This is a genomic window from Rhizobium sp. AAP43 (genome assembly GCF_001296045.1).
In the GTDB taxonomy this organism is placed as follows: domain Bacteria; phylum Pseudomonadota; class Alphaproteobacteria; order Rhizobiales; family Rhizobiaceae; genus Allorhizobium.
In genome coordinates, this window is the sequence record NZ_LJHS01000012.1 from 187735 (window position 1) to 212807 (window position 25073).

Consider the following 25073-nt stretch of genomic DNA (forward strand, 5'->3'; position numbering starts at 1 on the left):
CTGGGAGGACCGGGGTCCTTATTTGTAGACGCGGGCGCGGATCTTCTCGAGACGCTCAAGGATACGGTCGAGATTGTCTGGCTTGACCATGAATTCCTGGAAGCCTTCCATACCGGCCTTCGCCATTTCGGCATTGGCGTCGCGGTCGTAGAACTGTGCCAGTGCATGCGCGTTGGCCAGCATTGTGAATCCAGCTTCAAGGAACGGGTCCGCAGGCTTTTCAGCCTTGTTGTTCACCGGCAGCTGGCCAAGCGTTGCGTTCATCTTGGTCTGGGCTTCCGGCGAAGTCAGATAGGCGAGGAATTTCTTCGCATCTTCCTTGTTCTTGGCACCCGACGGAATGTGGAACGTGTCGGTCGGAGCTTCCTCGGCCATCGGAATACCAGGCGTGATTTCCGGGAACTGCAGGAAGCCGATCTGCTCTTCCTTAAGGCCGCCGTCCTTCATCGTTGCAACGGCGAAGTTACCCATGAGGTACATGGCAGCCTTGCCCTGAACCATTTGCGGAATGGCATCCTGCCAGTCGATCGCGGCGTGGTTTTCGTTGAAGTAACCGGCCTTGACCAGCTCGCCCCACTTCTCGAATACGGCCTTCACGCGCGGATCCGTATAGGGAACCTTGCCCGAGGTCAGCTCCATGTGGAACTCATAGCCGTTGACACGCAGGTCGAGATAATCGAACCAGCCGCCTGTCGGCCAGAGAGCCTTGGTACCGATGGTGATGGGAGTAACGCCAGCGGACTTCAGCTTTTCGCAAGCGGCCAGGAATTCGGCCCAGGTCTTCGGCGGGGTGATGCCCTGCTCGGCGAAGATGTCTTTGCGATAGTAGATCCCCCACTGGTAGTAGGTGTAGGGAACACCCCACTTTTTGCCATCGATTGTCATCGAGGGGGCAGCGGACTTCAGCTGGTCATTCAGACCATTGGCTTCCCAAACATCGGTCACGTCCTCGAACAGGCCGGCCTTGACGAAGGGCTCCATACGATTGCCCGCATACCAAGCGGCGACATCAGGAGCATCAGCCGTCAGGAAGTTGCGGATCGCGGATTTGTAACCCTCGTGGTCGAAGTTGTTCCACTTCACCGTGATATCGGGATTGGCCTTCTGGAAATCAGCGATCAGCTCTTCCATCGCCTTTTTCGGCGCAGGGTCGGAGTGGTCGGAATTCAGGATGATCTCACCGGCGAATGCGGTGGAAGACAGAAGTGCAGCACCCAGAGCCAAACCGCTCAGGTTTTTGAAAAAGGTCATGTTTTCCTCCCTATGACCGCCTCACGTCATGCAATGCGGAGCCATCGATCAGCATATCAGCACCGTAATCGAACTCAGCTCTCCTTGATCATCGACTGCGAAGCCGTAATAATCTACCGACTTTTGAGTGAAGTATTCCGGGATCCTAAGCTGTGGAACACCTAAAGCCTCTGATCGAGGACGAATCCGTGCCGGTACATCCGGACCACGACCCGCGCCACCCGCTGGTGGTCTTCGGCGATCACCGCTTCTGCGCAGGCGAAAATCTCGTGGTACAGCGCATGGCCGGCCCCCATATGCATAGCCAGATCGAGCTGAATTTCGTTCTGTCCGGCAACATGACTTACTGGTTTGATGGTCGGGAGCTGACTGTCGACGAGGGCCGGCTCTGCCTGTTCTGGGGCATGATCCCGCATCAGGTGATCGACCGGCGCGAAGGCACACGCTTCGTCTGCCTTTACGTGCCGATGTCGGTCTTTCTCGGGCTTGCCAATCTCAGTCGGTTCCGCGATGCGGTCTTTCGCGGCGCGATGATCGAAGCTCTGGAGATCCGTTCTTATGACCGCGACATCTTCATGCGCTGGCGAGAGGAGTTGCTGGCCGGCGACGGGAACCTCACCGAGATTGTCCGCAATGAACTGACCGCCCGCGTGCTGCGTATCGAGCGCGAGGGGTGGTGTGATCTGCGCGAGGAGGGCTCCGCCATTGCACGCTTCAGCGCCAGTGACAGCGAACGCGTGGAGCATGTCGAGCGCATGCTGCGCTTCATCGCAGAACATGCCCTGGAACCGATTTCAGCAGACGATGTCGGAAACGACGCGGGCCTGCATCCAAACTATGCCATGGCCATCTTCAAGCGCGCCGTAGGCCATACGATCAACCAGGCAATCGTCCGACATCGCCTCGATACCGCACAATCACTGCTGATATCGACGGATCTGTCGATCACCGATGTGGCGTTCGAAAGCGGCTTTGGTTCCGTGTCGCGGTTCTACGAGGCGTTTGCCGCACGCTTCCTCGAAAAGCCGACAGCGTTCAGGCGCCGGATGCGCGCCAAAGGCATCCCGCCGGCCTGACCGGCCCAACCGGCTGCTTTACCGACCAGCAGCTCGCATGAGTTCCGGCATCGCGATGCCGGGGCACCAGTCGATGAAACCGATGATGCGCCTTTCGATCTTTTCCGGATGATTGCCGGCAATGTCGCTCAATCGGTGATCGAGATAAGGATTGCGGAAACGGTCGAGCGTGGTTGCCACGAAATGCCTCGCGGCACTTTCGAGACCATGGCTGGCAAAACCGGGGATCACCTCGCCTCCATAAATACGGGCCAGGTCCTCGGCGACATCCGGATCGACCAACATTTCCCGGACCGTTTCGTCCGGACGCCGCCGGTCCTTCAGCCAACGATCCGCCAGAACCGTATGCCCGAGATTGAGAATGTGGAGCTTCAGTTTCTCGTACGGGGCGAGATCTGGGACCATCAATACGGCGGGATGCCGGCACGGAATGACGAGACCCGGCTGCTGCTCGATGGCCCAGAGCGCATAGGGTTCTGCCACAGCACCAGCGGGTTCCAGCGCATCAGAGACGATCCGGTCAACCAGCGTATTGCCCCAGCGCACACCGCTATCCAGCCAATCCTGAAAACCCCGATCGAAAACATGCTCGCCAGCGAGCGCCACGATGATCGACTTCAGCACTGCCCCGTTGCGCGACACGAGTTCGCAGGGCAACACCGTCAGAGGGTGACCGCCAGCCCGATATCGGGAGAGAAGAAGGGAGAGAAGCTTCATGGGAAAGGATGCGGGCACACCTCCCAATCGCTCTCCTTCACCAACCTGATATCCCCTGTCACCGGTGTTGGAGACGATGATCTCCGCCTCCTCGACGAAAACCCGCTCGATTTCGGTCCAGTCTGATACTGTGGAGAGCGCGCGTCGAACGCTCTGAACACGCAGTTCGCGGTCGATCTGCTCACCCGATTCGATCCCGCGAATGCGCACGGGAAACCCCTCTGGCGCAGCAAGGGCGGCAATCCTCCCTGCCCGTCCGACATCACCGCTGGTCTGGACGATGGTGATCGGGCCGATCGCAGCCCGATCCTGAAGCGCCTCGCTGACGAAAAGATCGACATGAGCCTGCAGGAAGCGGCTTGTTCCGAATTGCAAAATCGGGGTCTTCATCCGTCAAACAGCCTCTTGGATCGATTGCAACAAGGTTTCCCGCGCCGACTTCAGATGCCGACGGCAGGCCTTCTCGATCGCTGCCGCATCTCGCGAAAAAAGCGCGCTGATATAGTCGAGATGCTCTTCCAGAGCCCGCTGGTTCCGCGCCCGCGCATTCGTCTTGTTCCACTGGTAGTGGTAGTGAAAGACGATCGTGATGATGTCGTAGAAGTCGATGATGAAGCGATTGCTTGACGCCCGCTGGACCAGCAGGTGAAAGCGTTCGTCGAGTTCGGAAAACTCGGTGAAACGATGGTCGATGTCGGCAAGCAATTCGTGATGCTGCGCCTCGACCAGCCGAAGTTCCACCCAGGCGGGATGGTCTTCAGGCAGGTTGACGAAGCTTGCCGCCGAGCGAAGCTCGAACATCTCGCGCACTTCCGTCAGTTCCAGCGCGAATTCCCGCGTGAAACCCTTCAGCACCCAATGACTGTTCGGCCGCTTTTCGATCAGCCCGAACCGGCTGAAGCGGATGAGGAATTCCCGCACGCTCGTGGTGCCGATGCCGATTTCACGCGCCAGTTCCAGCTCGTTGATCTGCATGCCCGGCTGAGCACCGCCGGCCAGGATGCGCCGCATGAAGCTGCGCTCGATGATGTCGGAAAGCGAATCCGTTTCTTCCTCGGGAAAGTAATCCTCGGCTTGCGGACGTCGGAGCACAGTTTTAGACCGTTTGTCCCAGGCCACGAGACCGACTTCGCCAAGTCGGGTCAGAACGGCTCGCACGGTGGTGCGGCTTACCCCCAGCAAACTGCCAAGCTCAGGCTCGGAGGGAAGGGTGTCCGTCTCGGCAATACGCTTCAGCGTGCGGTTATAGGCGTCCTTGAAGACGGTATTCTGCTTGGCCATGGATCTGCCTGGATTGAGATTCTATCGCGCCCTCGGGGTCTTGGACCCTCTGGCTCTATCCGCCTTCGCTCGAATTGAAAACCACCGTTTGGGCCGTTGCCCTCTCCCTCTGGCCCGATTTACCGCCCATCCGCGGCGCCGCGCCAATTTGTTCTTTATCGATATAATACCCATTGACGACAAACTGTCTATTGCCGATAAAAGACAAAACACAGGATCCGGTGCCGCCGGACGCGAGGGAGAAGCATCGGGTGACGAAACCAGCATGCATCCTGCTAGCGCAGGAAGACAATGTCGCTGTAACCACGGTGGCGATCGAAGCCGGACACATCCTCCCGGGCGGCAGTACTGCAACATCCCGGATCGACGCTGGCCACAAGGTTGCCGTGCGGGCGATCCGTAAGGGCGAACCGGTTGTCAAATATGCGCAAGCCATCGGCCGAGCCACCATCGACATAGCAGCGGGCGAGCATGTCCACTCGCACAATCTCGCTTTTGACGAGGACCGCCTGTCCGTTAGCGGCCTTGCCCAACCGGAAGCGGCAACGGAAGCTGACAAGGGGCGGACCTTCTTGGGCTATCGCCGGGCAGATGGCCGCGCTGCGACGCGTAATTATATCGGCATCATCGCCAGCGTGAACTGTTCCACCACTGTCTGTCGCGCGATTGCCGACGCAGCAAACCGCACCATCCTGCCGCACTACGAAGGCATCGATGGCTTCGTGCCAATCGTGCACGATCAGGGTTGCGGCATGAGCTCGACCGGCGATGGCATGCGCACGCTGCACCGGACGATTGCCGGCTACACCCGTCACGTAAACTTCGGTGGCGTGCTGATGGTCGGCCTCGGCTGCGAGGTCAACCAGCTCACCCTGTACGGACAGAGCGGCGCTGGTGCTTCGAAGCGCCACTTTAACATCCAAGATGCAGGCGGCTCGCGTCGCGCCGTTGAAAACGCCCTTTCGATCCTGAAAGAGATCGCAGCCGAAGTCGGCACGATGCGCCGTGAACCAATCTCCGTCAGCGAGATCATCGTTGGCCTGCAGTGCGGCGGCTCCGATGGTCTCTCCGGGATCACGGCCAACCCGGCGCTTGGCGTCGCGGTCGACATCCTGGCTGGTGCGGGCGGCACGGCGATCCTCTCGGAAACCTCAGAGATCTACGGCGCCGAACATCTGCTGCGAAGCCGCGCCGTCAACGAAGACGTCGCCGTCAAGCTCGACGGTCTGATCTCGTGGTGGGAGGCCTATGTCGCCCAGCATGGCGCCTCGCTCGACAACAATCCCTCGCCCGGCAACAAGAAGGGCGGCCTCACCACGATTCTAGAGAAGTCGCTGGGTGCCGTTGCCAAGGGGGGACGCTCGCCGCTGACGGCCGTCTACAATTACGCCGAACGTGTCACCGAACATGGGCTCGTCTTCATGGATACGCCCGGCTACGACCCGGTATCCGCCACCGGCCAGGTTGCTGGCGGCGCCAATGTCATCGCCTTTACAACAGGGCGTGGCAGCTGCTTCGGCTCACGACCCGTACCCTCGATCAAGCTGACCAGCAACACAGCTCTCTATCGTTCGATGGAAGAGGACATGGATATCGACTGCGGCGTCATCGCCACCGGTGACGCTTCCGTGTCCGGCCTCGGTCGCGAGATCTTCGACCTAATCATCGAGACCGCGTCCGGCCAGAAGACCAAGAGCGAGCTCTTCGGCTATGGCGACAATGAATTCGTGCCGTGGCACCTCGGTGCCACGCTCTGAACACCAAACAGAGATCCGGAACAGACGCATGAAGACGAGACGCATCGGCAAAACCTCGCTGGAAGTCACCGAATACAGTTTCGGCACGGCTCCGCTCGGCGGTCTTTACCGCCCCTGCCCGCGCGAGGCCGGCATGGCAACGCTCCAGGCCGCCTGGGATCACGGCATCCGCTACTTCGATACCGCCCCGCATTACGGCTTCGGCCAGGCAGAGCGTTATGTCGGCGACTTCCTGCGCGACAAGCCAGAGGACAGCTATGTCCTGTCGACCAAGGTGGGCCGGCTCCTTGCCCCCGTCCCCAAGGACCAGATCCCCAATGTGGGCTTCGTCGACCCTCTGCCTTTCAAGCTGGTCTATGACTACAGCTATGACGGAATCATGCGCTCGGTCGATTTCAGCTACGCACGGCTCGGCCTCAACCGCATTGACATCCTCTACGTCCACGACATCGGGGTCTATACCCATGGCCGGGAAGTCAATGATCGCTATGTGAAGCAGTTGCGCGACGGCGGCTACAAGGCCCTCGATGAACTCAAGTCTTCCGGCGCGATCAAGGCCTTCGGTCTTGGTGTCAATGAAGTGCCGGCCTGCCTCGAGATGATGGCCGACATAGATATCGACGTCATCCTGATGGCCGGCCGCTATTCGCTGCTCGATCGGTCTGCCGTGGAAGAACTGCTGCCGCTCTGCGAGAAGCGCGGCACCTCGATCACAGCCGGCGGCGTCTTCAATTCCGGCATCCTCGCAACTGGCCCGGTCCCCGGCGCCCATTTTGACTATACGCCTGCAACGGACGAGATCCTGAGCAAGGTTCGTGCTATGGAGACCATCGCAAAAGGATCGGGCAGGCCGCTTGCCCAGTACGCACTGCAGTTCCCGCTTCACCATCCGGCCGTGGCTTCCGTCATCATCGGCACGGCAAAGCCGGAAAGCCTTGATCGCAACATGGCGCTGACCAAGGAAGACCTGCCAGCCTCCGCCTTCAAGGCCTTCGAACCCCACACTCTGGTCGCCCCGCCACTCGGCGATGCCCCGGTCCGTGAATAGGAGCACAGCATGCTGAAGGGCATCCATCCCCTACTCGGTCCCGATTTGCTGCATGCCATCGCCACGATGGGTCATGGCGATGAGATCGCCATTGTCGATGGAAATTTCCCGGCAAGTAGCATGGGGCCGCCGGTTGTTCGCGCCGATGGCGTCGGTGCCGTCGAGATCCTGGAAGCAATCCTCGCGCACATGCCGCTCGACCAATTCGTCGAGGACGTCGCCTGGCGCATGGAGGTCGTCGGCGACCCACATGCGGTCCCCGAAATCTGCGCCGAATTCCAGGCGATGATTACAAGGCTCGCCGGCGATTTTACCCTTGAAAGCCTCGAACGTTTCGCCTTCTACGAGCGCACGCGCGAGGCCGCCTATATCGTCGCCACGACAGAGCTTCGCATTTATGGAAATGTGATCCTGAAGAAAGGCGTCGTCTATCCGGAAGACGTTCACCGCGTCTGAACAGGCTGAGGACGCCTGGATTTGATGGGCAAATGCGGTTCGGGAGTATCGCCCTTTGCTCGCTTGCATTCTCCAGAATGCTGGAGTAGCGTGCCTCGGTAAAATGTTTTTTATCGATAAAAGATCGTCTCGGTCGCGTTCTGCGGGAAGATCTCACTGGAGGAACAGGACGCAAATCGAGAGGAGAACCACATGTCTATTATGAAGAGCATGACGCGCCGCGCCCTGATCGGGGTCGCCGGGGCAGCAATGATGGTATCGGCAATGCCGGCCGCGTCCTTCGCGCAGGACGTCACCATCCCGATCATCGTCAAGGACACCACATCTTTCTACTGGCAGATCGTGCTCGCCGGCGCCCGCGCCGCAGGCAAGGATCTCGGCGTTAGCGTTCCAGAACTGGGCGCACAGTCGGAATCCGACATCAATGGCCAGATCAGCATTCTTGAAAACGCCGTTGCCGGCAAGCCGGCCGCAGTCGTCATCTCGCCGACCGAATTCAAGGCCCTCGGCAAGCCGATCGATGAAGCAGCAAAGTCCGTTCCGATCATCGGCATCGACTCCAGCGCTGATTCCAAGGCCTTCACCTCCTTCTTGACCACCGACAACGTCCAGGGCGGCCGCATTGCCGCTGACGGCCTCGCCGCTGCCATCAAGGAAGCAACCGGCAAGGAAGAGGGCGAGATCGCCATCATCACCAGCCTGCCGGGTGTAGGCTCGCTCGATCAGCGCCATGAAGGCTTCATGGAGCAGATCAAGGCCAAGTATCCGGGCCTGACTGTTGTCGCCGACAAGTATGCGGATGGCCAGGCAACCACCGGCCTGAACATGATGACCGACCTGATCACGGCCAACCCGAACCTTGTTGGTGTCTTCGCCTCCAACCTCATCATGGCACAGGGCGTTGGCCAGGCGATTGCTGAAAACAAGCTCGGCGACAAGATCAAGGTCATCGGCTTCGATTCGGATGAAAAGACGGTCGGCTTCCTGAAAGAAGGCGTGCTGGCCGGCCTCGTTGTTCAGGATCCCTATCGCATGGGCTATGACGGCGTGAAGACAGCCCTTGCCGTCTCCAAGGGTGAAAAGGTTGAAACCTTCGTCGACACCGGTGCCAATCTGGTGACCAAGGCCAACATGGCAGAGCCGAAGATCGACGCCCTTCTGAACCCGAAGGTCAACTGATCGCAGACACCGGCGCGCGGCCAGCGTCGCGCGCCGGATGACGAAGAGAACGACGGGTCGAGGAGGACTCGTCGTTTTCATACGGCTGATTGCCTGGGAGGACGATGATGACCGGACTGAAAGACCTGAGCCACCGACACGATGCCGAGCCCGCCCTGCGGGAAGCAGATCACGTCGAGCCAGGCGCCCCCATTCTCGAACTCATCGGCCTGCAGAAGAAATACGGCGCTGTCGAAGCGCTGAAGCCGGCGACCATCGCGTTTCTGGCGGGCGAGATCCACGCCATTGTCGGTGAAAACGGCGCTGGTAAATCGACCCTCATCAAACTGCTGACAGGCGTTATTCCGCGCACCTCCGGCGAGATCCGCTGGTGCGGCAAGGCGGTGCCGCTATCCGATCCGAACGAGGCCATCCATCGCGGCATCAATGCCGTGCATCAGGAAGTCGTGCTCTGCCCGCATCTCTCCGTCGCCGCCAACATGTTTCTAGGCGACGAGATGTCGTCCGGCGGCATCATGCGCAAAGGCGCGATGACGGCAGCAGCCCAGAACGTACTCAACGATCTCGGCTTCAATCTGCCAGCCGGCGAAACGCTCGCCAATCTCACCATCGGCCAGCAGCAGCTGGTTGCCACCGCGCGCGCAGCCATGCGCGGCGTCCGCTTCATCATCTTCGACGAGCCGACCGCCTATCTCACGCGCCAGGAATCCGCCCAGCTATTCCGGCTTATCCGCCGGCTTCAGTCGGAAGGCGTCACCATCGTCTACATCAGTCACCGCATGGAAGAGGTCTTCGAACTTGCCGACCGCGTTTCGGTCCTGCGTGACGGCACCCATGTCGGCACCCGATTGATCAGCGAGACGAATGACGCAGAACTGATCTCGCTGATGATTAACCGCTCGATCGAGCAAATCTACCACAAGGAAAAACTGCCGATCGGCGATGTGATTCTCGAGGCGCGCGGCTTGTCGGGCCCCGGATTTCAAGACGTGTCGCTTTCCGTTCGATCCGGCGAAATTGTCGGGCTCTACGGCCTCATCGGCGCCGGCCGCAGCGAATTTGCACTCGGCCTTTATGGACGACAGAAACTGAGTGCCGGCGACATCTACTGGGACGGAGCCAAGGTGATGATCCCGAATGAACGCAAGGCCATGGATCTGGGGATTGCGCTGGCGCCGGAAAGCCGCCGCGACCAGGGCCTGTGCCTCAACCTGCCGATCGGCCTCAATATCAATCTGCCGGTCTTCGACAGACTGAGCAGGGGCCTGACGATCAGCAGCCGCCAGGAGCGGGCCAATGCCGACAAACAGATCAACGACCTGAAAATCAAGACGCCAACCCGTTCGGTCCTTGCATCCGCCATGTCTGGTGGCAACCAACAGAAAATCGTTATCGGCAAGTGGCTGAGCCACGGCGCACGCCTCTTTATCTTCGACGAACCCACGGTCGGCGTCGATGTCGGAACAAAGGCGGAGATTTACCGGCTTTTCGCGGAACTCCTGAAGCAGGGAGCCGGCATCATCCTGATCTCCTCCTACCTTCCCGAGGTCTATGAACTCTCAGACCGGCTGCATGTCTTCCGCCAGGGCCGACTGGTGGCCAGCCACGACTATCGCACCGCATCACACGAAGACGTTCTGACGGAAGCCATCGGCGTCTGAGCCATCCACCAAAGTCACAGCAATAGACAAGACCAAAGACAAGAAGCCATAGGGAGGACGACCATGAGCCTGGACACCACGGAGACAAAAGCGGCACCGAAGAGAGGAATGAACATTCTCTTCAGCCTGACGCTGCTCGGCCTCTTGCTGTTCCTTTGGCTGCTGCTCGGTTTCTCAACCAACAGCTTCTGGACACCCAACAACATCAGCAACCTGCTGCGCCAGGGCGCAATGACCGCCATCCTTGCGGTTGGGCAGACCTTCGTCATCATTACCGCTGGCATCGATCTTTCGGTCGGCGCGGTCGTTGGTTTTGCCAGCGTCATCGTCGCCTGGCTGATCACGGCCGGCGTCCCGGTATGGCTGGCGATCATCCTGACCTTGCTGATTGGGGTCGCGATCGGCATGTTCCACGCCTTTGGCATCGTTCGCATGGGACTGCCACCCTTCATCATTACGCTGGCGACGCTCACCTCCCTGCGCGGCATCGGCCTGCTGATCACCAATGGCTCGACAATCTCAATCTCCAACGATGCCTTCACCAACTTCGCCCGCGCCGATTTTCTCGGTATACCCAGTCTCTTCTGGATGGTCATCGTGGTGGCGATCCCGGCTTATGTGTTCCTGCATTTGAGCCGTTGGGGCCGCTATCTCTTTGCGGTGGGTTCGAACAGCGAGGCAGCGCGCCTCTCGGGCGTCAACGTCACCCGGACGATCTACACCGCCTATATCCTGTCCTCGACCTGTGCGGCCTTTGTCGGGATCCTGCTTGCCTCGCGCATCGGCATCGGCAACGCAACTCAGGCCGAAGGCTGGGAACTGCAGGCAATCGCCTCGTCGGTCATCGGTGGCACCAGCCTGTTCGGCGCCGTTGGATCGGTGCAAGGGCCATTGCTCGGGGCCTTCATCCTGGCAACCATCAACAATGGTGCCAACCTCCTGAACGTCAATTCCTTCTGGCAGCGCATCATCACCGGCGCACTGATCATCGTGATCGTCTATTTCGATCAATTGCGCCGCAGAAGCAGCCGCTGACACCGGCAGGCGGGGGGTGCCCCGCCACCTCGCCGCCCACATCCATCAGGACCATGCCCTATGAAAGCCGCGCTCTGCCTGGAACCAGGCCGTCTCGAAATCGTTGATCGACCTGCGCCCAACGCGCCGCGCGCCGGCCATGCCCGGCTCGCTGTTAGCCACGTCGGCATCTGCGGCACGGACTATCACATCTTTGAAGGCAAGCACCCTTTCCTCGAATATCCGCGGGTAATGGGCCACGAGATCTCGGCAACGGTGATGGAAACGGGCGATGGGGTCGACCTCACCGCCGGCACCAGGGTTATCGTCAACCCCTACCTCGCCTGCGGCACATGTGTTGCCTGCCGGCAGGACAAGCCGAATTGCTGCACAGCGATCAAGGTTCTCGGTGTGCATACGGATGGGGCGATGTGCGAAGAAATCGTCGTGCCGGCCAGCAACCTCTATCCCGCAGGTGACCTTTCGGCTGAGGCTGCTGCTACCGTTGAGTTTCTCGCCATTGGTGCCCATGCAGTCCGCCGATCGATGGCCTCGCATCACTCCCGCACACTCGTCATTGGTGCCGGCCCGATCGGGCTGGGGACTGCGATCTTTGCCCGACTTGCCGGCCACGATGTCACGCTCCTCGACACCAGCGCAGAGCGCCTGCAGATGGCAGCGACCCGCCTCGGTTTCGACAAGGGCATCCTTGCAGACGAGCATGTCGAGACGGCCGTCACCGAGGCAAGCTCGGGCGACGGGTTCGACACGGTCTTCGACGCCACCGGCTACAAGCCCTCGATGGAAAAGGCATTCCGCTTCGTCGCCCATGGCGGCGCGCTTGTTCTGGTCAGCGTGGTGAAAGAAGACATCACCTTTTCCGATCCGGAGTTTCACAAGCGGGAAATGATGCTGATCGGCAGCCGCAACGCCACCCGGGTCGACTTCGACCATGTGCGTGCATCGATCGAGGCAGGCAAGGTCCCAATCGAAGCCCTGATTACCCACCACACGACGCTCGATAACCTGGCCCAGGACCTACCCCGCTGGGCACGGGAAAAAGCAGGTCTGATCAAGGCTCTAGTCAAAACATCAGGCTGATTTTTGACCGAGCCTTAACGCCTCTGGATTAACCTCGTTCTCAGAAACGCGCCCCGATCTTTTGCAGCTGCGCTAATATTCAAGCATGGCTGCCGGGGAAAACCGTGTAACGGCCATGCTGTTGACGGTGAGCCGAGGATGTCGATGTCTGCGATGCATAGCGAGTTTTTCGAGGAAATCCCGATCCTGGTCGTTGATCTGGACGGGACGCTCCTGCGATCAGACCTACTCTTCGAGAGCTTCTGGTCGGCACTTGGCCGTGACTGGAAAAGCCCCTTCCTCGCCACCGCCGCCCTGAAGCGCGGGAAGGCCGCGCTCAAGCGGCATCTGGCAGAAGCCGCCGAGATCGATATCGAGAGCCTGCCATATGATACGGCCGTCATCGAGCGCGTATCCGCCTGGCGCGCCCAAGGCGGCCGCACAGCCCTGGTCACCGCCAGCGACCAGGGTTTCGCCGATGCGATCGCGGCCCATCTCGACCTCTTCGACGAGGTTCACGGATCCGATGGCCTTGCCAATCTGAAGAGCGATGCGAAGGCCCAGTTTCTTGCCGCCCGTTACGGCGCGGCTGGCTATGTTTACATGGGCGACACCCATGCTGACCTGCCCGTCTGGCAGGGTGCGCGCAAGGCCATCACGGTCAACGCCAGTTCAAGGGTCCGCACCAAGGCAGACGCGCTCGGCGTTGACATCGAACACATGTCGTCCATTCTTCCGTCGATCCGGCCCTATCTCAAGGCGCTCCGGCCGCACCAGTGGCTGAAGAACCTTCTGGTCTTCCTGCCGATGTTTGCCGCGCACCAGCTTGACCTGCTGACATTCGCTAAGAGCCTGCTCGCCTTTATCGCCTTCAGCCTCGTTGCCTCCAGCGTCTATATCGTCAACGACCTGCTGGACCTCTCCGCCGACCGGGCTCATCCCCGGAAAAGGAACAGGCCTTTTGCCTCAGGCAGCATACCGATTGCCCATGGCACCTGGATGGCCATCGGCCTGCTCGCCCTCGGAACTCTGACTGCGGGTGTGATCGGCCTACCGTTTCTCGGCGTCATGACGGCCTATTTCATCATGACAACCGCCTATTCGCTGCATCTCAAGCGCCGCCTGATCATCGACATCTGCGTGTTGGCGGGGCTTTATACGGTTCGGATTGTCGCAGGAGGTGCAGCGACCGGCATCCCCCTCTCCGTCTGGCTTCTCGCCTTCTCGATCTTCTTCTTCTTCTCACTTGCTGCCGTAAAACGCCAGGCCGAACTCGTCGACGGTCTGGAGCGCGGCGAAGCCAAGGCGTCAGGTCGCGGCTACTATGTCGACGATCTGCCGATCATCTCGATGATCGCCTTGTCATCAGGCTACGTCTCCGTGCTCGTTATGGCACTCTACGTGAATTCACCGGCAGTTTCAGCGCTCTATTCGCGGCCGGAAGCGCTCTGGGCCATATGCTGCATCTTGCTCTACTGGATCACGCGCATGGTGATGATGACACATCGCGGCAGCATGCATGACGATCCGGTGGTCTATGCCGCCAAGGATAAAATCAGTCTCTGCTGCATCGGCATGGTCGCAGTCTTCGGTCTGGCTGGAGCTGTGCTGTGACCTTGACCAGCCTCGTCATCCGCTATGCGGTCTTTGCCGTCATAGCCACCATCGTCAATCTCGGCGCCCAACGACTTGTCCTTCAGGCAGGAGAAGGCGCCCTATTCTTTGCTGCCGCCGTCTTCATCGGAACCCTTGCAGGGCTTGTGGTGAAATACCTGCTCGACAAGCGCTGGATCTTCGCCGACACTTCGAGCGGCATTTCCGAACATGGCCGGAAGTTTTCGCTCTACACCGCGATGGGCATCGTCACCACGGCAATCTTCTGGGGCATGGAAACGAGTTTCTGGCTCATCTGGGGCACCGAAATGATGCGTGAAATCGGAGCCGTGATTGGATTGGCGATCGGCTATATCGTCAAATACAATCTCGACCGCCGTTTCGTCTTCAATCGCCCTCTGGAAGGGCTCACCGGATGAAGCTGTCCGGCTGGGGTCGCTATCCCGTCATCGATACCGAGGTGACAAAACCGCGTTCCGCAGAAAGTCTGCGAATGGATGTTCTTCGGGGTCGCATGATCGCCCGAGGAAATGGCCGGGCCTATGGTGACAGTGCGGTGGCACGCGGCAAGACCATCGACATGCGGGCGTTCAATCGCCTGATTGCGTTCAACGCCGAAAATGGCCAGGTCATTGCCGAGGCCGGTGTAACGCTTGAGGAAATCATCGCCGCCTTCCTGCCCTGCGGATGGTTTCCAGCCGTGACCCCGGGCACGAAGTTCGTGACCATCGGCGGTATGGTCGCCTCAGATATCCACGGCAAGAACCACCATCTGGAGGGAAGCTTCGGCAATTTTGTCGACTGGTTCGATCTGATGGGGCCCGATGGCGCGATCAGCCGCTGCTCACGCGAGGAGAACCCGGATCTCTTCGCGTGGACGATCGGCGGCATGGGCCTGACCGGCGTGATCCTGACCGTCGCCTTCCGCCTTCGCCCCGTCAAGACCGGCTGGATCCGCCAGCAGACCCTTGTCGCAGCCAATGTCACTGATGCCATCCGGCTGTTCGAGGACAATGCCTCGGCCACCTATTCCGTCGCCTGGATCGACTGCCTGTCCGAGGGAGATACTCTCGGACGCTCACTCGTCATGCTCGGCGAACATGCAACCGAGACCGATCTTTCTGGAGCACAACGCGCCGACATCTTCGCCACGAAGAAGAAGCGGAAACTGACCATTCCGCTGGATGCCCCTCCCGGTCTCCTCAACACCTGGTCGGTGCGAACCTTCAACGCGCTCTATTACGCCAATGGTCGACGCAAGCCGAAGGAAAGCCTGGTCGACTGGGACAGCTATTTCTATCCGCTCGATGCCATTCTCGGTTGGAACCGAATCTATGGTCGCAAGGGTTTTCTGCAGTTCCAGAACGTCCTGCCACTCGACAATGCCGACAAAGGTCTGCGCGAGCTTCTCTCCAGGATCGCAGCGTCCGGTTCCGGCTCCTTCCTCGCCGTGCTGAAGCGGTTCGGCGAGCAGGACAGCCGCTTCTCCTTTCCGATGGCAGGCTACACGCTCGCCCTCGATTTTCCGGTGACAGAAGCCAACTTCGCCCTGATGGACGAACTCGACCAGATAAGCATTGCCCATGGCGGACGCTTCTATCTCGCCAAGGATGCCCGGCTGACCGGCCGAACGCTGCGACAGGCCGATCCGCGGGTGCGTGACTTTACCGCCATGCGCAAGGAAAACGGCCTGCGCACTCATTTCCTCTCAGCACAAGCAGAACGTCTCGACCTATGACCAAAGCCCCCGTCCTGATCCTCGGTGCGCGTTCCGACATCGGCCGCGCCATTGCCCACCGCTTCGCCGCCAGCGGTCATTCGATCCAGCTCGCTGCCCGCGGAACCGAGAGCCTTGCCGCCGACAAAACGGACCTGGAACTGCGCTACCGTGTCGCTGTGACCCTTCACGATTTCGATGCTCTGGCCGTTGAAACCCATGCTGGCTTCATCGACGCACTGCCCGTTCTCCCCGGCACGGTGGTCTGCGTGGTCGGGTTGATGGGCGAGCAGATCGACAATGAGCAGGATGTGCCCGCTGCCATCACCGTGATGCGTTCGAACTACGAAGGCCCGGCCAGCATTCTTTCGATCTTCGCCAATCGCTTCCTTGCCCGTGGCCATGGCACAATCGTGGGCGTCAGCTCGGTGGCTGGCGAACGGGGGCGTGCCAAGAACTATGTCTATGGATCCGCCAAGGCCGGTTTTACCGCATTTCTGTCAGGCCTGCGAAACCGGCTGGCCAAGACAGGCGTGCATGTCGTGACCGTACTGCCAGGCTTCGTTGCAACGCAGATGACGGCGGGCATGGACCTGCCCGCCAAGCTGACGGCCGAACCTTCCGAAGTGGCTGAAGCCATCGAAAAGGCCGTCCTGAAGCGCAAGGACGTGATCTATGTCCGTCCGATCTGGCAGCTGGTCATGCTGGTGATCCGCAACATCCCAGAGCGCATCTTCAAGCGGCTGAACCTCTGAGGCAGGAAAGACAGCAGGCTGGGCCTCAGAAGCCCTGTCCTGGCATGCGGAAATTGAAGGGCCAGAGCGAGAAATCCGCCGGGATATCGAAACCGCCGACGACTTTGTCTATCACCATCGCGAGATCGTAAGACAGGAGCGAAGGCTGGGCGACGCCGGCCCATACCCAGATCCACGGAATCAGGATCCACAATAGGGTGAGCCCCGCCACCTCTGTGCGGTCGAAACGCGCCAGCACCTGCGCATTCGAGAGCCAGAACACGTAAACCAGCGGGAAGAGCACGATGCACATCACCCGTGTCTGGTCACCCACAGTCAAAAGCAGGAACAGCATCAGGGCGATGGTCACGAAGAACGGGATCGTCTTTCGACCCTGATCGGCAAAGCGCAACGCCACCAGCCAGCCGACTGCCAGGATCGACCACAGCGCATGCTGAAAGCTGAAAAAGAACTGCCGCAGGTGGTGATGGTAGTTCATCAAAAGCCAGTAGAAACGGCCGGAATTCACCTGCACATCGTTGTAGTGGAAGATCGCAAACAGGATCACCTTGCCTGCAATCACGCCTGCCAGCACGGAACCAATCACCGTGAGCCGGCGATCATGCACAGGTCCGAACCAGCGACCCAGCAGCGTGGCGAAGAAAACCGCGCCGACCCCGAAGAACCCCTGCTCGAAATGGGTCATGCCAAGTGCAACGCCCGCAAGACCCGAAATCAGCATTGATTGCGGAAAAGCAAAGGCGAGCAGCATGAAGAACAGTGTGAACGAATCGACGCTCACCCAGAAGAACGACGTCCCGGCGACCGGCAGGAAGACGAAGAAGAGAAGCGCCATGCGTGCCAGTTCATCCGGCAGCCGTTTGACCGCCAGCAGCGTGAACAACCCGACAAAGGCCAGCGAAAAAGCGAAGTGGTAGAGGAGATAGGCCGCTTCACCATGAATGCCGAGCACCCAGGCGAGGAATGGGGGTAGCCAGCTCCAGTAGATATAGTGAGCATTGGGGTCGGTCAGCGGATTGACGAAAGGATTGGCTGCAATCTGCTGGGAAAGCCCAAGGCCCGGCATGTACCAGACCCCAACCTTGAAAAGCATGACGCCGAAAACCGCCAGGAGGAAAGCCGGCAACGGCAGACTGAAGATCAGTCTTTCGATCCATCGAAGAACCAGCACACGCGTTTCCTTTTCATCGTCCCTTTGTGGGGCGGAGATACGCAATTGCGTTCACCTTGAACAGGCTCCCAGTCGCTTCTTGGTTAATTAGCAAGAATTGAACTACAGGCAGACTTCAACGTGAACGTATTGTATTCGCGTGTGTATTCAGGCGTGTCAGCTCTTCAGATATTCGGCCACGGCATCCACCTCGCCCTGCGAGATTTCATGTCCGCCCGCATGCAGGAATGTCCGCATATCGGCTCCGTTGCGTTCGAAGTAGCCGGCAAGCGCATTGGTAAGCGGCAGCGGGCAAATCGAGTCACGTTGTCCAGCCGTGATCAGGATCCCGATCGCACCGAGAGCCGGTTGCGGCTTCGGCTCGAACGGAATGAGCGGATGCATTAAGACGGCGCGCTCAAATAGATCCGGAGCCTCGAAAAGCACCGAAGCCAGAATATTGGCACCATTGGAGTAACCGAGCGCATAGAAAGGATGGCCCGGATGACGTTCCTTCTGTGCGCGGACGAAAGCCACCATCCGCGACGTCCGGAGGGCAAGGTCGTCCATGTCATAGACGCCCTCGCCGGTCCGACGAAAGAACCGGTTAGCGCCATGTTCGGAAACATCGCCACGGGGTGAAACAATCCCTGCATCCGGCAGGATACGACTGATCAGACCCGGGAACTGGTGCTCGTCGCCGCCGGTTCCGTGGAAGGTGAAGACGAGCGGGGCCTGCCCTTTCGGCGGTTCGTAGTGATGGATATAGCTATCGACAGACATGGACTTCTCCTTCGGATTACATCAGGCGCATGCCGGGGACGAAGTTGGCCCCGGCACATCACAAACGGAGATTGCGTCAGTTGCCAATCGGAACGAGCTGCGCTTCGATCTGCGAACGATACGGTTCGTATCGGGTCGGCAGCTTCAAAGCTTCGCCCAGATGGGCCGTATCTTCGTCGCGGTCGAAACCGGGTTCGTTCGTCGCAATTTCGAACAGCACACCGCCCGGCGTGCGGAAGTAGATGGCGAAGAAGTAATCTCGGTCGATTACGGGCGTGACCTGGTAGCCGGTGTCGAGCAAGGCCTTGCGAACCTCGAGCTGGGCTGCACGATCATCGACAGCAAATGCAACATGGTGCACCGATCCAGCTCCTTGCTGGGCGCCCTTCGCACCCGGCAGAACCTCAAGGTCGATGTAATCGGCACCATTGCCGCCGGGCACGGCATAACGGACGAAGTCACCATGGCGGTCAACAGGTTGATAGCCCATGAACTGCAGCAGTTCGCCGGTCGCCCCTTTGTCACGAAGGCGCATCGTGACACCGCGGAAGCCGTGAATGCCTTCGGAAGCAGCCACCGGACCGCCGTCGAAGGGGGCTCGCTGGTCGCCATCAACTTCGGCGAGCGCAAAAGTATCGCCGTCAGGCCCCGCAAAACGCAAGCGCTCTTCGCCGAAGAGTGAGTAATCAGCCAGCTCCTTGACGCCTTCCGCGCCAAGTCGTTCCTGCCAGAACTTCAGCGTGCCCTTCGGAATGGAGAAGACCGTCTCGGCAACTTCACCGGCGCCGCGGGCGCCCTTGCCGATGTTCGGGAAGGGGAAATAGGTCATTACGGAGCCTGCGTTCCCGCGCTCGTCGCCATAGTAGAGATGATAGACATCGGGCGCATCAAAATTCACCGTCTTCTTGACCCGGCGCAAGCCAAGGGTCCCGGTGAAAAACCGATTATTCTCGACGGCATCCGCAGCCATGGAGGTGACGTGATGCAGGCCTTTGATCTGAGTAAGCATGGCACTGATCCTTTCCCGGCCAGCAATGCCGGTTCGTTGTGATGACCAGAATATGAGGGATGCATTATCGGTTTAGAATGCCTATAATTCGTCGGATACTGTTGCATCTGGAGCAATAATCGAATGGGCGAGCTGGAATCGATCCGAACCTTCCTGGCGGTCGCTGACCAGCGCAGCTTCACCTCGGCCGCGAGACTTCTGTCGAACACGCCCGCTTCGGTAACCCGAACCATCTCGGCGCTCGAGGACAGGCTGGGTGTGCAACTGCTGCTCAGAACCACCCGCAAGGTTTCACTAACATCCGCGGGTGCGGCCTATGCAGCGAGGGTGCGTCCTTTGGTGGAGGGCCTCGCCCGGGCGACAGAGGAGACGCGCGACCTGCAAAAGGTGACGACGGGTTCGCTCAGGGTCTCTGCACCCATGTCGCTTGGAATGACGGTCTTGCCGACCGTGCTTAGCCAGTTTGCCATCATCCATCCGAAAACCAGCGTCGCGATCGAGCTCTCGGACCGTTTCGTTGATATCGTCGAAGAAGACTACGACCTCGCCATCCGCATTTCCGGCCCGCCTTCCGACAAGTCGACCATCTGGCGCAAGATCCGTCCAGTGCCGCGGCGGCTCGTTGCCGCGCCGTCCTTCATCGCGCAACACGGGCAGCCGGAGGTGCCGGAGGATCTCGTCGGGCTTGAATGCCTGAGCTATCATGATCACTCCCAGACAGAACTGTGGGAGCTAAGCCGCAACGGCCAGACCCGCAGCGTTCAGGCGCGGGGTCGGTTCTCGATCAACAATGGTGATTTCCTGGCGAGACTGGCCGTCGCCGGTGAAGGGATTGCACTCTTGCCGCAGTTCATCGTCGCGGATGATCTCCTCGCCGGACGACTGGTGGAGGTTCTGCCTGAATGGAGCGCACCGGAAATCTGGCTGACACTCTTCTATCCGCCCTATGAGCACCTGCCCCTTCGCGTCGCAACCTTCTCGGACTTCTTCGAAGCCTTTATCCGCGACAGCTGGGATGCAACCCTCTGAGTTTGCTCAACGGTCGCGGGCCAGGAAACTGCCAATTTCATCGGCAACGCGGTCCGTCGAAATCGAGGCCTCGACCGATTTCACCTCTTCGTACAGACTTTCCGGAATGGCCGAGCGCCGGGCCGAAGCCAGGCCTTCGAAAAAAGCGGGAGAGAACTCGGGATGCGGCTGATAGGACAGCCCCCAATCGCCGTAGCGGATGACTGCATTCTCGCACTGATCGGTCTTACCGATGACCTCGGCCCCTTCCGGAACCTGGATGACCTGATCCTGATGCCAAGCGAGCAACACCTGTTCCTCGCCCGTATCCGATCGGCGATATGTGACAGGGCCGGCGGACCAGCCGCCCTTGAATTTTTCAACATGGCCGCCGAGCGCCTTGGCCATGACCTGGTGACCGAAACAGATGCCGACCATCGGCACGCCTTCTGCATGAACGCGACGAATGAAGTCTTCGAGCTTTCGGATCCATTCGTGATCTTCATAGACACCAAATTTCGAGCCGGTCAGCAACCAGCCGTCGACCTCTTTCGGGCTTTCAGGAAAGACGCCGTCGACAACGAAATAGGTCTTGAACTCGAAATCGAACTTGCCGAGCAGCCGCATGAACATATCGGCATAGTTGCCGTACTCCCCGGTCAGCTCCGCAGGCGAATGCCCGGTCACGAGAATGCCGATGGTCTTGGTGCTCATCACAATATCCTGTTCGGTATTCGCTTGCCGCCGCAAGCGATCTGTTTAAGCTATAGCAAATGCCGACACCGTTAAAAATCAAGTAGGACGCGCGGCCGTCGGAAAAATTTCCTGTGCCTCCCGGCCCACTGTCTTCTATCGTGACCACGGACGATCACGGGAGGGGCCTTGATGCCGCCGCATACACGCAAGCCCGACGAAACCATCAAACAGCGGGTCTACCGCACCTTGAGGGCAAGCATAATGTGTGGTGACGTCGAACCTGGGCGCGCGATTACCATCCATGGTGTGGCCGCTGATCTGGGCGTCGGCGCCATGCCGGTTCGCGAGGCTCTGCACCGTCTGGTCGCAGATGGCGCGCTGGAATATCTCGACAATCGCCGGGTTCGCGTGCCGCGCATGACCTCCGTCAAATTCGACGAAATCATCGCCGCAAGGGTCGCGCTGGAAACGCTTGCGGCTGAACGCGCCCTTTCTGGCATAGATGCTGAACGGCTGGACCTGCTCGAAGAGATCGACCAGGAGATAGACAGCGCCCACATAAGGAACGACATTCCCCGCGCGACAGAACGCAACTTCGCCTTCCACCGGGCCATTTACGAAGCAGGCAACAATGCCGTGATCCTTGCGCTTCTGGAAACCGTCTGGTTACGCCTCGGACCCTTCATGCGTCTTGCAACATCCAATCTCTCCGAGAGCTATCGGATCGATCGCCACGCTGAAGCCCTCGCCGCGATCAAAGTGGGAAGTGCCGCCGCGCTGACCGCTGCGATTGAAGCCGACATTCGGGATGGGCTTGGCCATCTCTATGAATTTCTGAGGGCACGCGGACCAGTCGAGACGAATACCGACTGGCCTGCCGGACAACGTCCGAGCCCAGACATCATCGACGCAACGTAAGTCGGATCTGCTTCTCTGCTTCTACCAAGGCAAAGAAGACAACGCCGACACCGATGATGATCACCCCATCAACTAAGGGCACCGGCTTGGTCCCGAACCAATTCTGGAGCACCGGGATATACGTTACCGCCAGCTGCGCCAGCGTGACGGATGCCACGCATGCCCAGACAGCGGGCGTACCCCGAACCGCTTTCCAGTTCAGCGAAGTCGTATAGAAATTTCGGATGTAGAAGAGATGGAAAATCTCCAACACGACAAGCATGTTCATCGCCATGGTGCGCGCCAGCGCCGCATCATGCCCTTTGTCGAGCGCCAGAAAATAAACTCCGAAGATGGCGCATGCGAAGAGCAGTGATACGAGTACGATGTTCCACAGCAAGCCGCCATCAAGCAGAGGCGCTTCACGGCGCCTTGGCGGACGTTGCATGGCCGCCGCCTCGGTCGGTTCGAAAGCGAGCGCAAAACCGAGCGTGATGGTGGTGACGAGATTGATCCACAGGATCTGCACCGCCGTGATCGGCAAGGCCAGCCCGGCAAACAGAGCGATAACGATGGTAAGCGCTTCACCGGCATTGGTCGGAAGCGTCCAACTGATCACCTTCTTGATGTTGTCGTAGACGGTCCGCCCCTCACGCACGGCCGCAACAATGGAGGCAAAATTGTCGTCCGCCAGCACAAGATCCGCTGCCTCTTTCGCCGCCTCGCTACCCTTCATGCCCATGGCGATCCCGGCATCGGCACGTTTGAGCGCCGGGGCATCATTGACCCCGTCTCCCGTCATGGCAACGGTGAGACCCCGCGCCTGCATCGCTTTGACGAGCCTCAGTTTGTGCGCAGGTGACGTCCGGGCGAAGATATCGACTTCAGCGGCAGCTGCCTCCAATTGGGCATCATCCAGCCGCTCGATGTCCTTGCCGGTCAGCACGCGATCACTGTTCCTGAGACCAATCATGGAGGCGATCGCACGGGCTGTCGCAGCATGATCGCCGGTGATCATTTTCACCCGAATTCCCGCCGCATGGCATTCTGCCACGGCCTCAATGGCTTCTGCCCGTGGCGGATCGATCAGACCGATCAACCCGATCAGCGTCAGGTGGCCGCTCAGATCGTGATGGTTGAGCCCTTTGTGATTGCGGCGAACATCGCGCAGAGCGATGGCAATCACACGCTCGCCATTTGCTGCCAGCGCATCTATTTGCATGCTCCAACGCGCCATGTCGATCAAAGCGATGCCGCCGCCCGCAATCCGCTGATGAGCACAGAGCGCCAGCACCTCTTCGGGCGCGCCCTTGACATGGATGACACGCCGTCCGTCCTGATCCTCGTGCAGTACCGCCATGTAGCGATGGCCTGCATCGAAGGGGATGGCATCGAGCCGATGCCAGTCACCCGCGAAAGGTTCAGGCCCACCGCCGGTGATCTTGCCGGCAAGAGCCACAAGCGCGCCCTCCATCGGGTCGCCTTCCACATGCCATGCGTTGTCGGATTCGACTAGAACGGCATCGTTGCACAACGCGGCCGCACGCGCGAATTCGGTCAGCACGGCATGCTGCGCACGATCGGCATCGGCATCCCGCCAGCGGACGGCCCCCTCGGGCGCATAGCCGGCACCGTCCACCGCATAGTCGTGCTCGGTCGCAACAAGGGTCGCCACGATCATCTCGTTACGCGTCAGCGTACCCGTCTTGTCGGTGCAGATCACCGAAACGGAACCCAGCGTCTCGATGGCCGGCAGGTGCCGGACAATGGCGTTGCGTCGCGCCATCGCCTGGACTCCAACAGCAAGGGTGATGGTCATGACCGCCGGCAATCCTTCCGGAATGGCAGCGACCGAAAGACCGACAACCGTCATGAAGAGCTCGTCGAAAACCATGTGGCCAACAATGGAGCCATAGATCAGCAGAACGCCCACCAGGAGCAGAATAAACACAGTGAGCCAGCGCCCAAATGCATCCATCTGGCTGAGCAGTGGCGTGGTCAGGACCTCGACATCGGACAGCATTCGGCTGATCTTGCCGATCTCGCTATCGCGACCAGTCGCCACGACCAGCCCTCGTCCGGCACCGGCAGCAACCAGCGTGCCGCTGAACATCATCGAAGATCGATCACCGAGCGGCACATCCAACTCTGTGGGCTCGGTCATCTTTTCGACGGCGATCGATTCCCCGGTCAACACGGCTTCCTCGACCTTGACGCCCCGCGCCTCCATCACCCGCAGATCCGCCGGCACACGATCGCCCGCCTCGAGGAGCACGACATCGCCCGGGACCAGTGCCGCAGAGTCGACACTCTGACGTCGCCCATCTCGCAACACGGCCGAACGGGGTGCAAGCATCGAGCGGATTCCGTCCATGGCTTTTTCCGCGCGTCCTTCCTGGATAAAGCCCACCACGGCATTGCCGATCACCACAGCAAAAATAACGCCGGTATCCACCCAATGATCGAGGAAACCGGTTACGAACCCGGCAGCGATGAGCACATAGATCAGGACATTGTGGAACTGAGCGAGAAAACGCAGCACCGGACCCCGCCGCGCAGCTTCAGGCAGACGGTTCGAACCAAACGTCTGCAGGCGATGCCGGGCTTCCTCCGATGATAAACCGGCAGAACCGACGTTGAACCGGTCGAGAACCTCATTGAGAGGCAGGGCGTGAAAGGCACTCGTATGATCTGGTGCAGCCATGGGGTTCGCCTTCACTGTGATCGCTGACAGACACGCCGCCGCTCTCATTCACATCCTGACTGCCGGGCCACCGATTGTAATTGATTCAAGACAAGACCCAACCGTTCATTGCATCGACCTCACCCCACCCCGGGAAGTGGAAAGCACAGTCTCGGGCAAGCATGGCGGGCAAGGGTGGAAACGCTCTGCCGGGTTGATTCGCTGAAAGCCCATCCCGGTA

22 protein-coding genes are annotated in these 25073 nt (G+C 59.8%); 14 read left to right on the plus strand and 8 right to left on the minus strand.

Going from position 1 to position 25073, the window contains the following annotated elements; translation table 11 throughout:
- Positions 1-18: 18 nt before the first annotated feature.
- A complete protein-coding gene (locus tag IP76_RS09470) occupies positions 19-1251 on the minus strand; it encodes an ABC transporter substrate-binding protein (protein ID WP_054157959.1) in 1233 nt (410 codons plus the stop codon).
- A gap of 152 nt (positions 1252-1403) precedes the next feature.
- Here IP76_RS09470 and IP76_RS09475 point away from each other — a divergent pair, with 152 nt between their 5' ends.
- Entirely contained in the window at positions 1404-2327 is a 924-nt protein-coding gene (locus IP76_RS09475) for a helix-turn-helix domain-containing protein (RefSeq protein ID WP_082352477.1), read from the plus strand.
- Positions 2328-2345: 18 nt separating this feature from the next.
- Here the strand turns inward: IP76_RS09475 and IP76_RS09480 are convergent, their stop codons facing one another.
- Both IP76_RS09480 and IP76_RS09485 read right to left on the minus strand, forming a co-directional pair.
- Positions 2346-3434, minus strand: coding sequence for a D-mannonate oxidoreductase (locus IP76_RS09480; protein ID WP_054157960.1), 1089 nt, complete (start codon positions 3432-3434; stop codon positions 2346-2348).
- 3 nt (positions 3435-3437) lie between these two features.
- Positions 3438-4325, minus strand: coding sequence for a GntR family transcriptional regulator (locus IP76_RS09485; protein ID WP_054157961.1), 888 nt, complete (start codon positions 4323-4325; stop codon positions 3438-3440).
- Between the two features lie 251 nt (positions 4326-4576).
- Between IP76_RS09485 and IP76_RS09490 the strand changes: the two genes are divergently transcribed.
- From IP76_RS09490 to IP76_RS09540, 11 genes are all read left to right on the plus strand, one after another.
- Positions 4577-6082: a UxaA family hydrolase gene (locus IP76_RS09490; RefSeq protein WP_054157962.1), complete on the plus strand. Its 1506-nt coding sequence runs from the start codon at positions 4577-4579 to the stop codon at positions 6080-6082.
- Between the two features lie 28 nt (positions 6083-6110).
- A complete protein-coding gene (locus tag IP76_RS09495) occupies positions 6111-7130 on the plus strand; it encodes an aldo/keto reductase (protein ID WP_054157963.1) in 1020 nt (339 codons plus the stop codon).
- A gap of 9 nt (positions 7131-7139) precedes the next feature.
- On the plus strand, positions 7140-7586 hold the full coding sequence (locus IP76_RS09500; RefSeq protein WP_054157964.1) for an RbsD/FucU family protein: 447 nt from the start codon (positions 7140-7142) through the stop codon (positions 7584-7586).
- 192 nt (positions 7587-7778) lie between these two features.
- Positions 7779-8765: an ABC transporter substrate-binding protein gene (locus IP76_RS09505; RefSeq protein ID WP_054157965.1), complete on the plus strand. Its 987-nt coding sequence runs from the start codon at positions 7779-7781 to the stop codon at positions 8763-8765.
- 107 nt (positions 8766-8872) lie between these two features.
- The gene (locus IP76_RS09510; protein ID WP_054157966.1) at positions 8873-10426 is read left to right on the plus strand and encodes a sugar ABC transporter ATP-binding protein; all 1554 of its coding nucleotides are present in this window, start codon (positions 8873-8875) and stop codon (positions 10424-10426) included.
- A 63-nt stretch (positions 10427-10489) separates the two neighbouring features.
- The gene (locus IP76_RS09515) at positions 10490-11461 is read left to right on the plus strand and encodes an ABC transporter permease (RefSeq protein ID WP_054157967.1); all 972 of its coding nucleotides are present in this window, start codon (positions 10490-10492) and stop codon (positions 11459-11461) included.
- Positions 11462-11521: 60 nt separating this feature from the next.
- Complete coding sequence (locus IP76_RS09520; RefSeq protein WP_054157968.1) at positions 11522-12541, plus strand: zinc-binding alcohol dehydrogenase family protein; 1020 nt, start codon at positions 11522-11524, stop codon at positions 12539-12541.
- 144 nt (positions 12542-12685) lie between these two features.
- Positions 12686-14134: a UbiA family prenyltransferase gene (locus IP76_RS09525; RefSeq protein ID WP_245281429.1), complete on the plus strand. Its 1449-nt coding sequence runs from the start codon at positions 12686-12688 to the stop codon at positions 14132-14134.
- On the plus strand, positions 14131-14553 hold the full coding sequence (locus IP76_RS09530) for a GtrA family protein (protein WP_054157970.1): 423 nt from the start codon (positions 14131-14133) through the stop codon (positions 14551-14553). The genes IP76_RS09525 and IP76_RS09530 overlap by 4 nt, the downstream gene beginning before the upstream one ends.
- Complete coding sequence (locus IP76_RS09535) at positions 14550-15872, plus strand: FAD-binding oxidoreductase (protein ID WP_054157971.1); 1323 nt, start codon at positions 14550-14552, stop codon at positions 15870-15872. Before IP76_RS09530 ends, IP76_RS09535 begins: the two co-directional genes overlap by 4 nt.
- Entirely contained in the window at positions 15869-16606 is a 738-nt protein-coding gene (locus IP76_RS09540; protein ID WP_054157972.1) for an SDR family oxidoreductase, read from the plus strand. The genes IP76_RS09535 and IP76_RS09540 overlap by 4 nt, the downstream gene beginning before the upstream one ends.
- Before the next feature lie 25 nt (positions 16607-16631).
- Here IP76_RS09540 and IP76_RS09545 read toward each other — a convergent pair whose 3' ends face one another.
- The 3 genes from IP76_RS09545 to IP76_RS09555 form a co-directional block, all read right to left on the minus strand.
- The gene (locus IP76_RS09545) at positions 16632-17777 is read right to left on the minus strand and encodes a hypothetical protein (protein ID WP_054157973.1); all 1146 of its coding nucleotides are present in this window, start codon (positions 17775-17777) and stop codon (positions 16632-16634) included.
- A 156-nt stretch (positions 17778-17933) separates the two neighbouring features.
- Positions 17934-18539, minus strand: a complete 606-nt coding sequence (locus IP76_RS09550) for an alpha/beta hydrolase (RefSeq protein ID WP_054157974.1) — start codon at positions 18537-18539, stop codon at positions 17934-17936.
- 76 nt (positions 18540-18615) lie between these two features.
- Positions 18616-19548, minus strand: coding sequence for a ring-cleaving dioxygenase (locus IP76_RS09555; protein ID WP_054157975.1), 933 nt, complete (start codon positions 19546-19548; stop codon positions 18616-18618).
- A 123-nt stretch (positions 19549-19671) separates the two neighbouring features.
- Here IP76_RS09555 and IP76_RS09560 point away from each other — a divergent pair, with 123 nt between their 5' ends.
- The gene (locus tag IP76_RS09560) at positions 19672-20577 is read left to right on the plus strand and encodes a LysR family transcriptional regulator (RefSeq protein WP_054157976.1); all 906 of its coding nucleotides are present in this window, start codon (positions 19672-19674) and stop codon (positions 20575-20577) included.
- Between the two features lie 6 nt (positions 20578-20583).
- Here the strand turns inward: IP76_RS09560 and IP76_RS09565 are convergent, their stop codons facing one another.
- Positions 20584-21270 carry a type 1 glutamine amidotransferase gene (locus IP76_RS09565; RefSeq protein ID WP_054157977.1) on the minus strand — a complete coding sequence of 229 codons (687 nt, stop codon included), beginning with the start codon at positions 21268-21270 and terminating at the stop codon, positions 20584-20586.
- 171 nt (positions 21271-21441) lie between these two features.
- Between IP76_RS09565 and IP76_RS09570 the strand changes: the two genes are divergently transcribed.
- Positions 21442-22170 carry a GntR family transcriptional regulator gene (locus IP76_RS09570; RefSeq protein WP_082352478.1) on the plus strand — a complete coding sequence of 243 codons (729 nt, stop codon included), beginning with the start codon at positions 21442-21444 and terminating at the stop codon, positions 22168-22170.
- Here the strand turns inward: IP76_RS09570 and IP76_RS09575 are convergent.
- Complete coding sequence (locus tag IP76_RS09575) at positions 22154-24853, minus strand: cation-transporting P-type ATPase (RefSeq protein ID WP_054157978.1); 2700 nt, start codon at positions 24851-24853, stop codon at positions 22154-22156. The genes IP76_RS09570 and IP76_RS09575 overlap by 17 nt on opposite strands.
- Between the last annotated feature and the right edge of the window lie 220 nt (positions 24854-25073).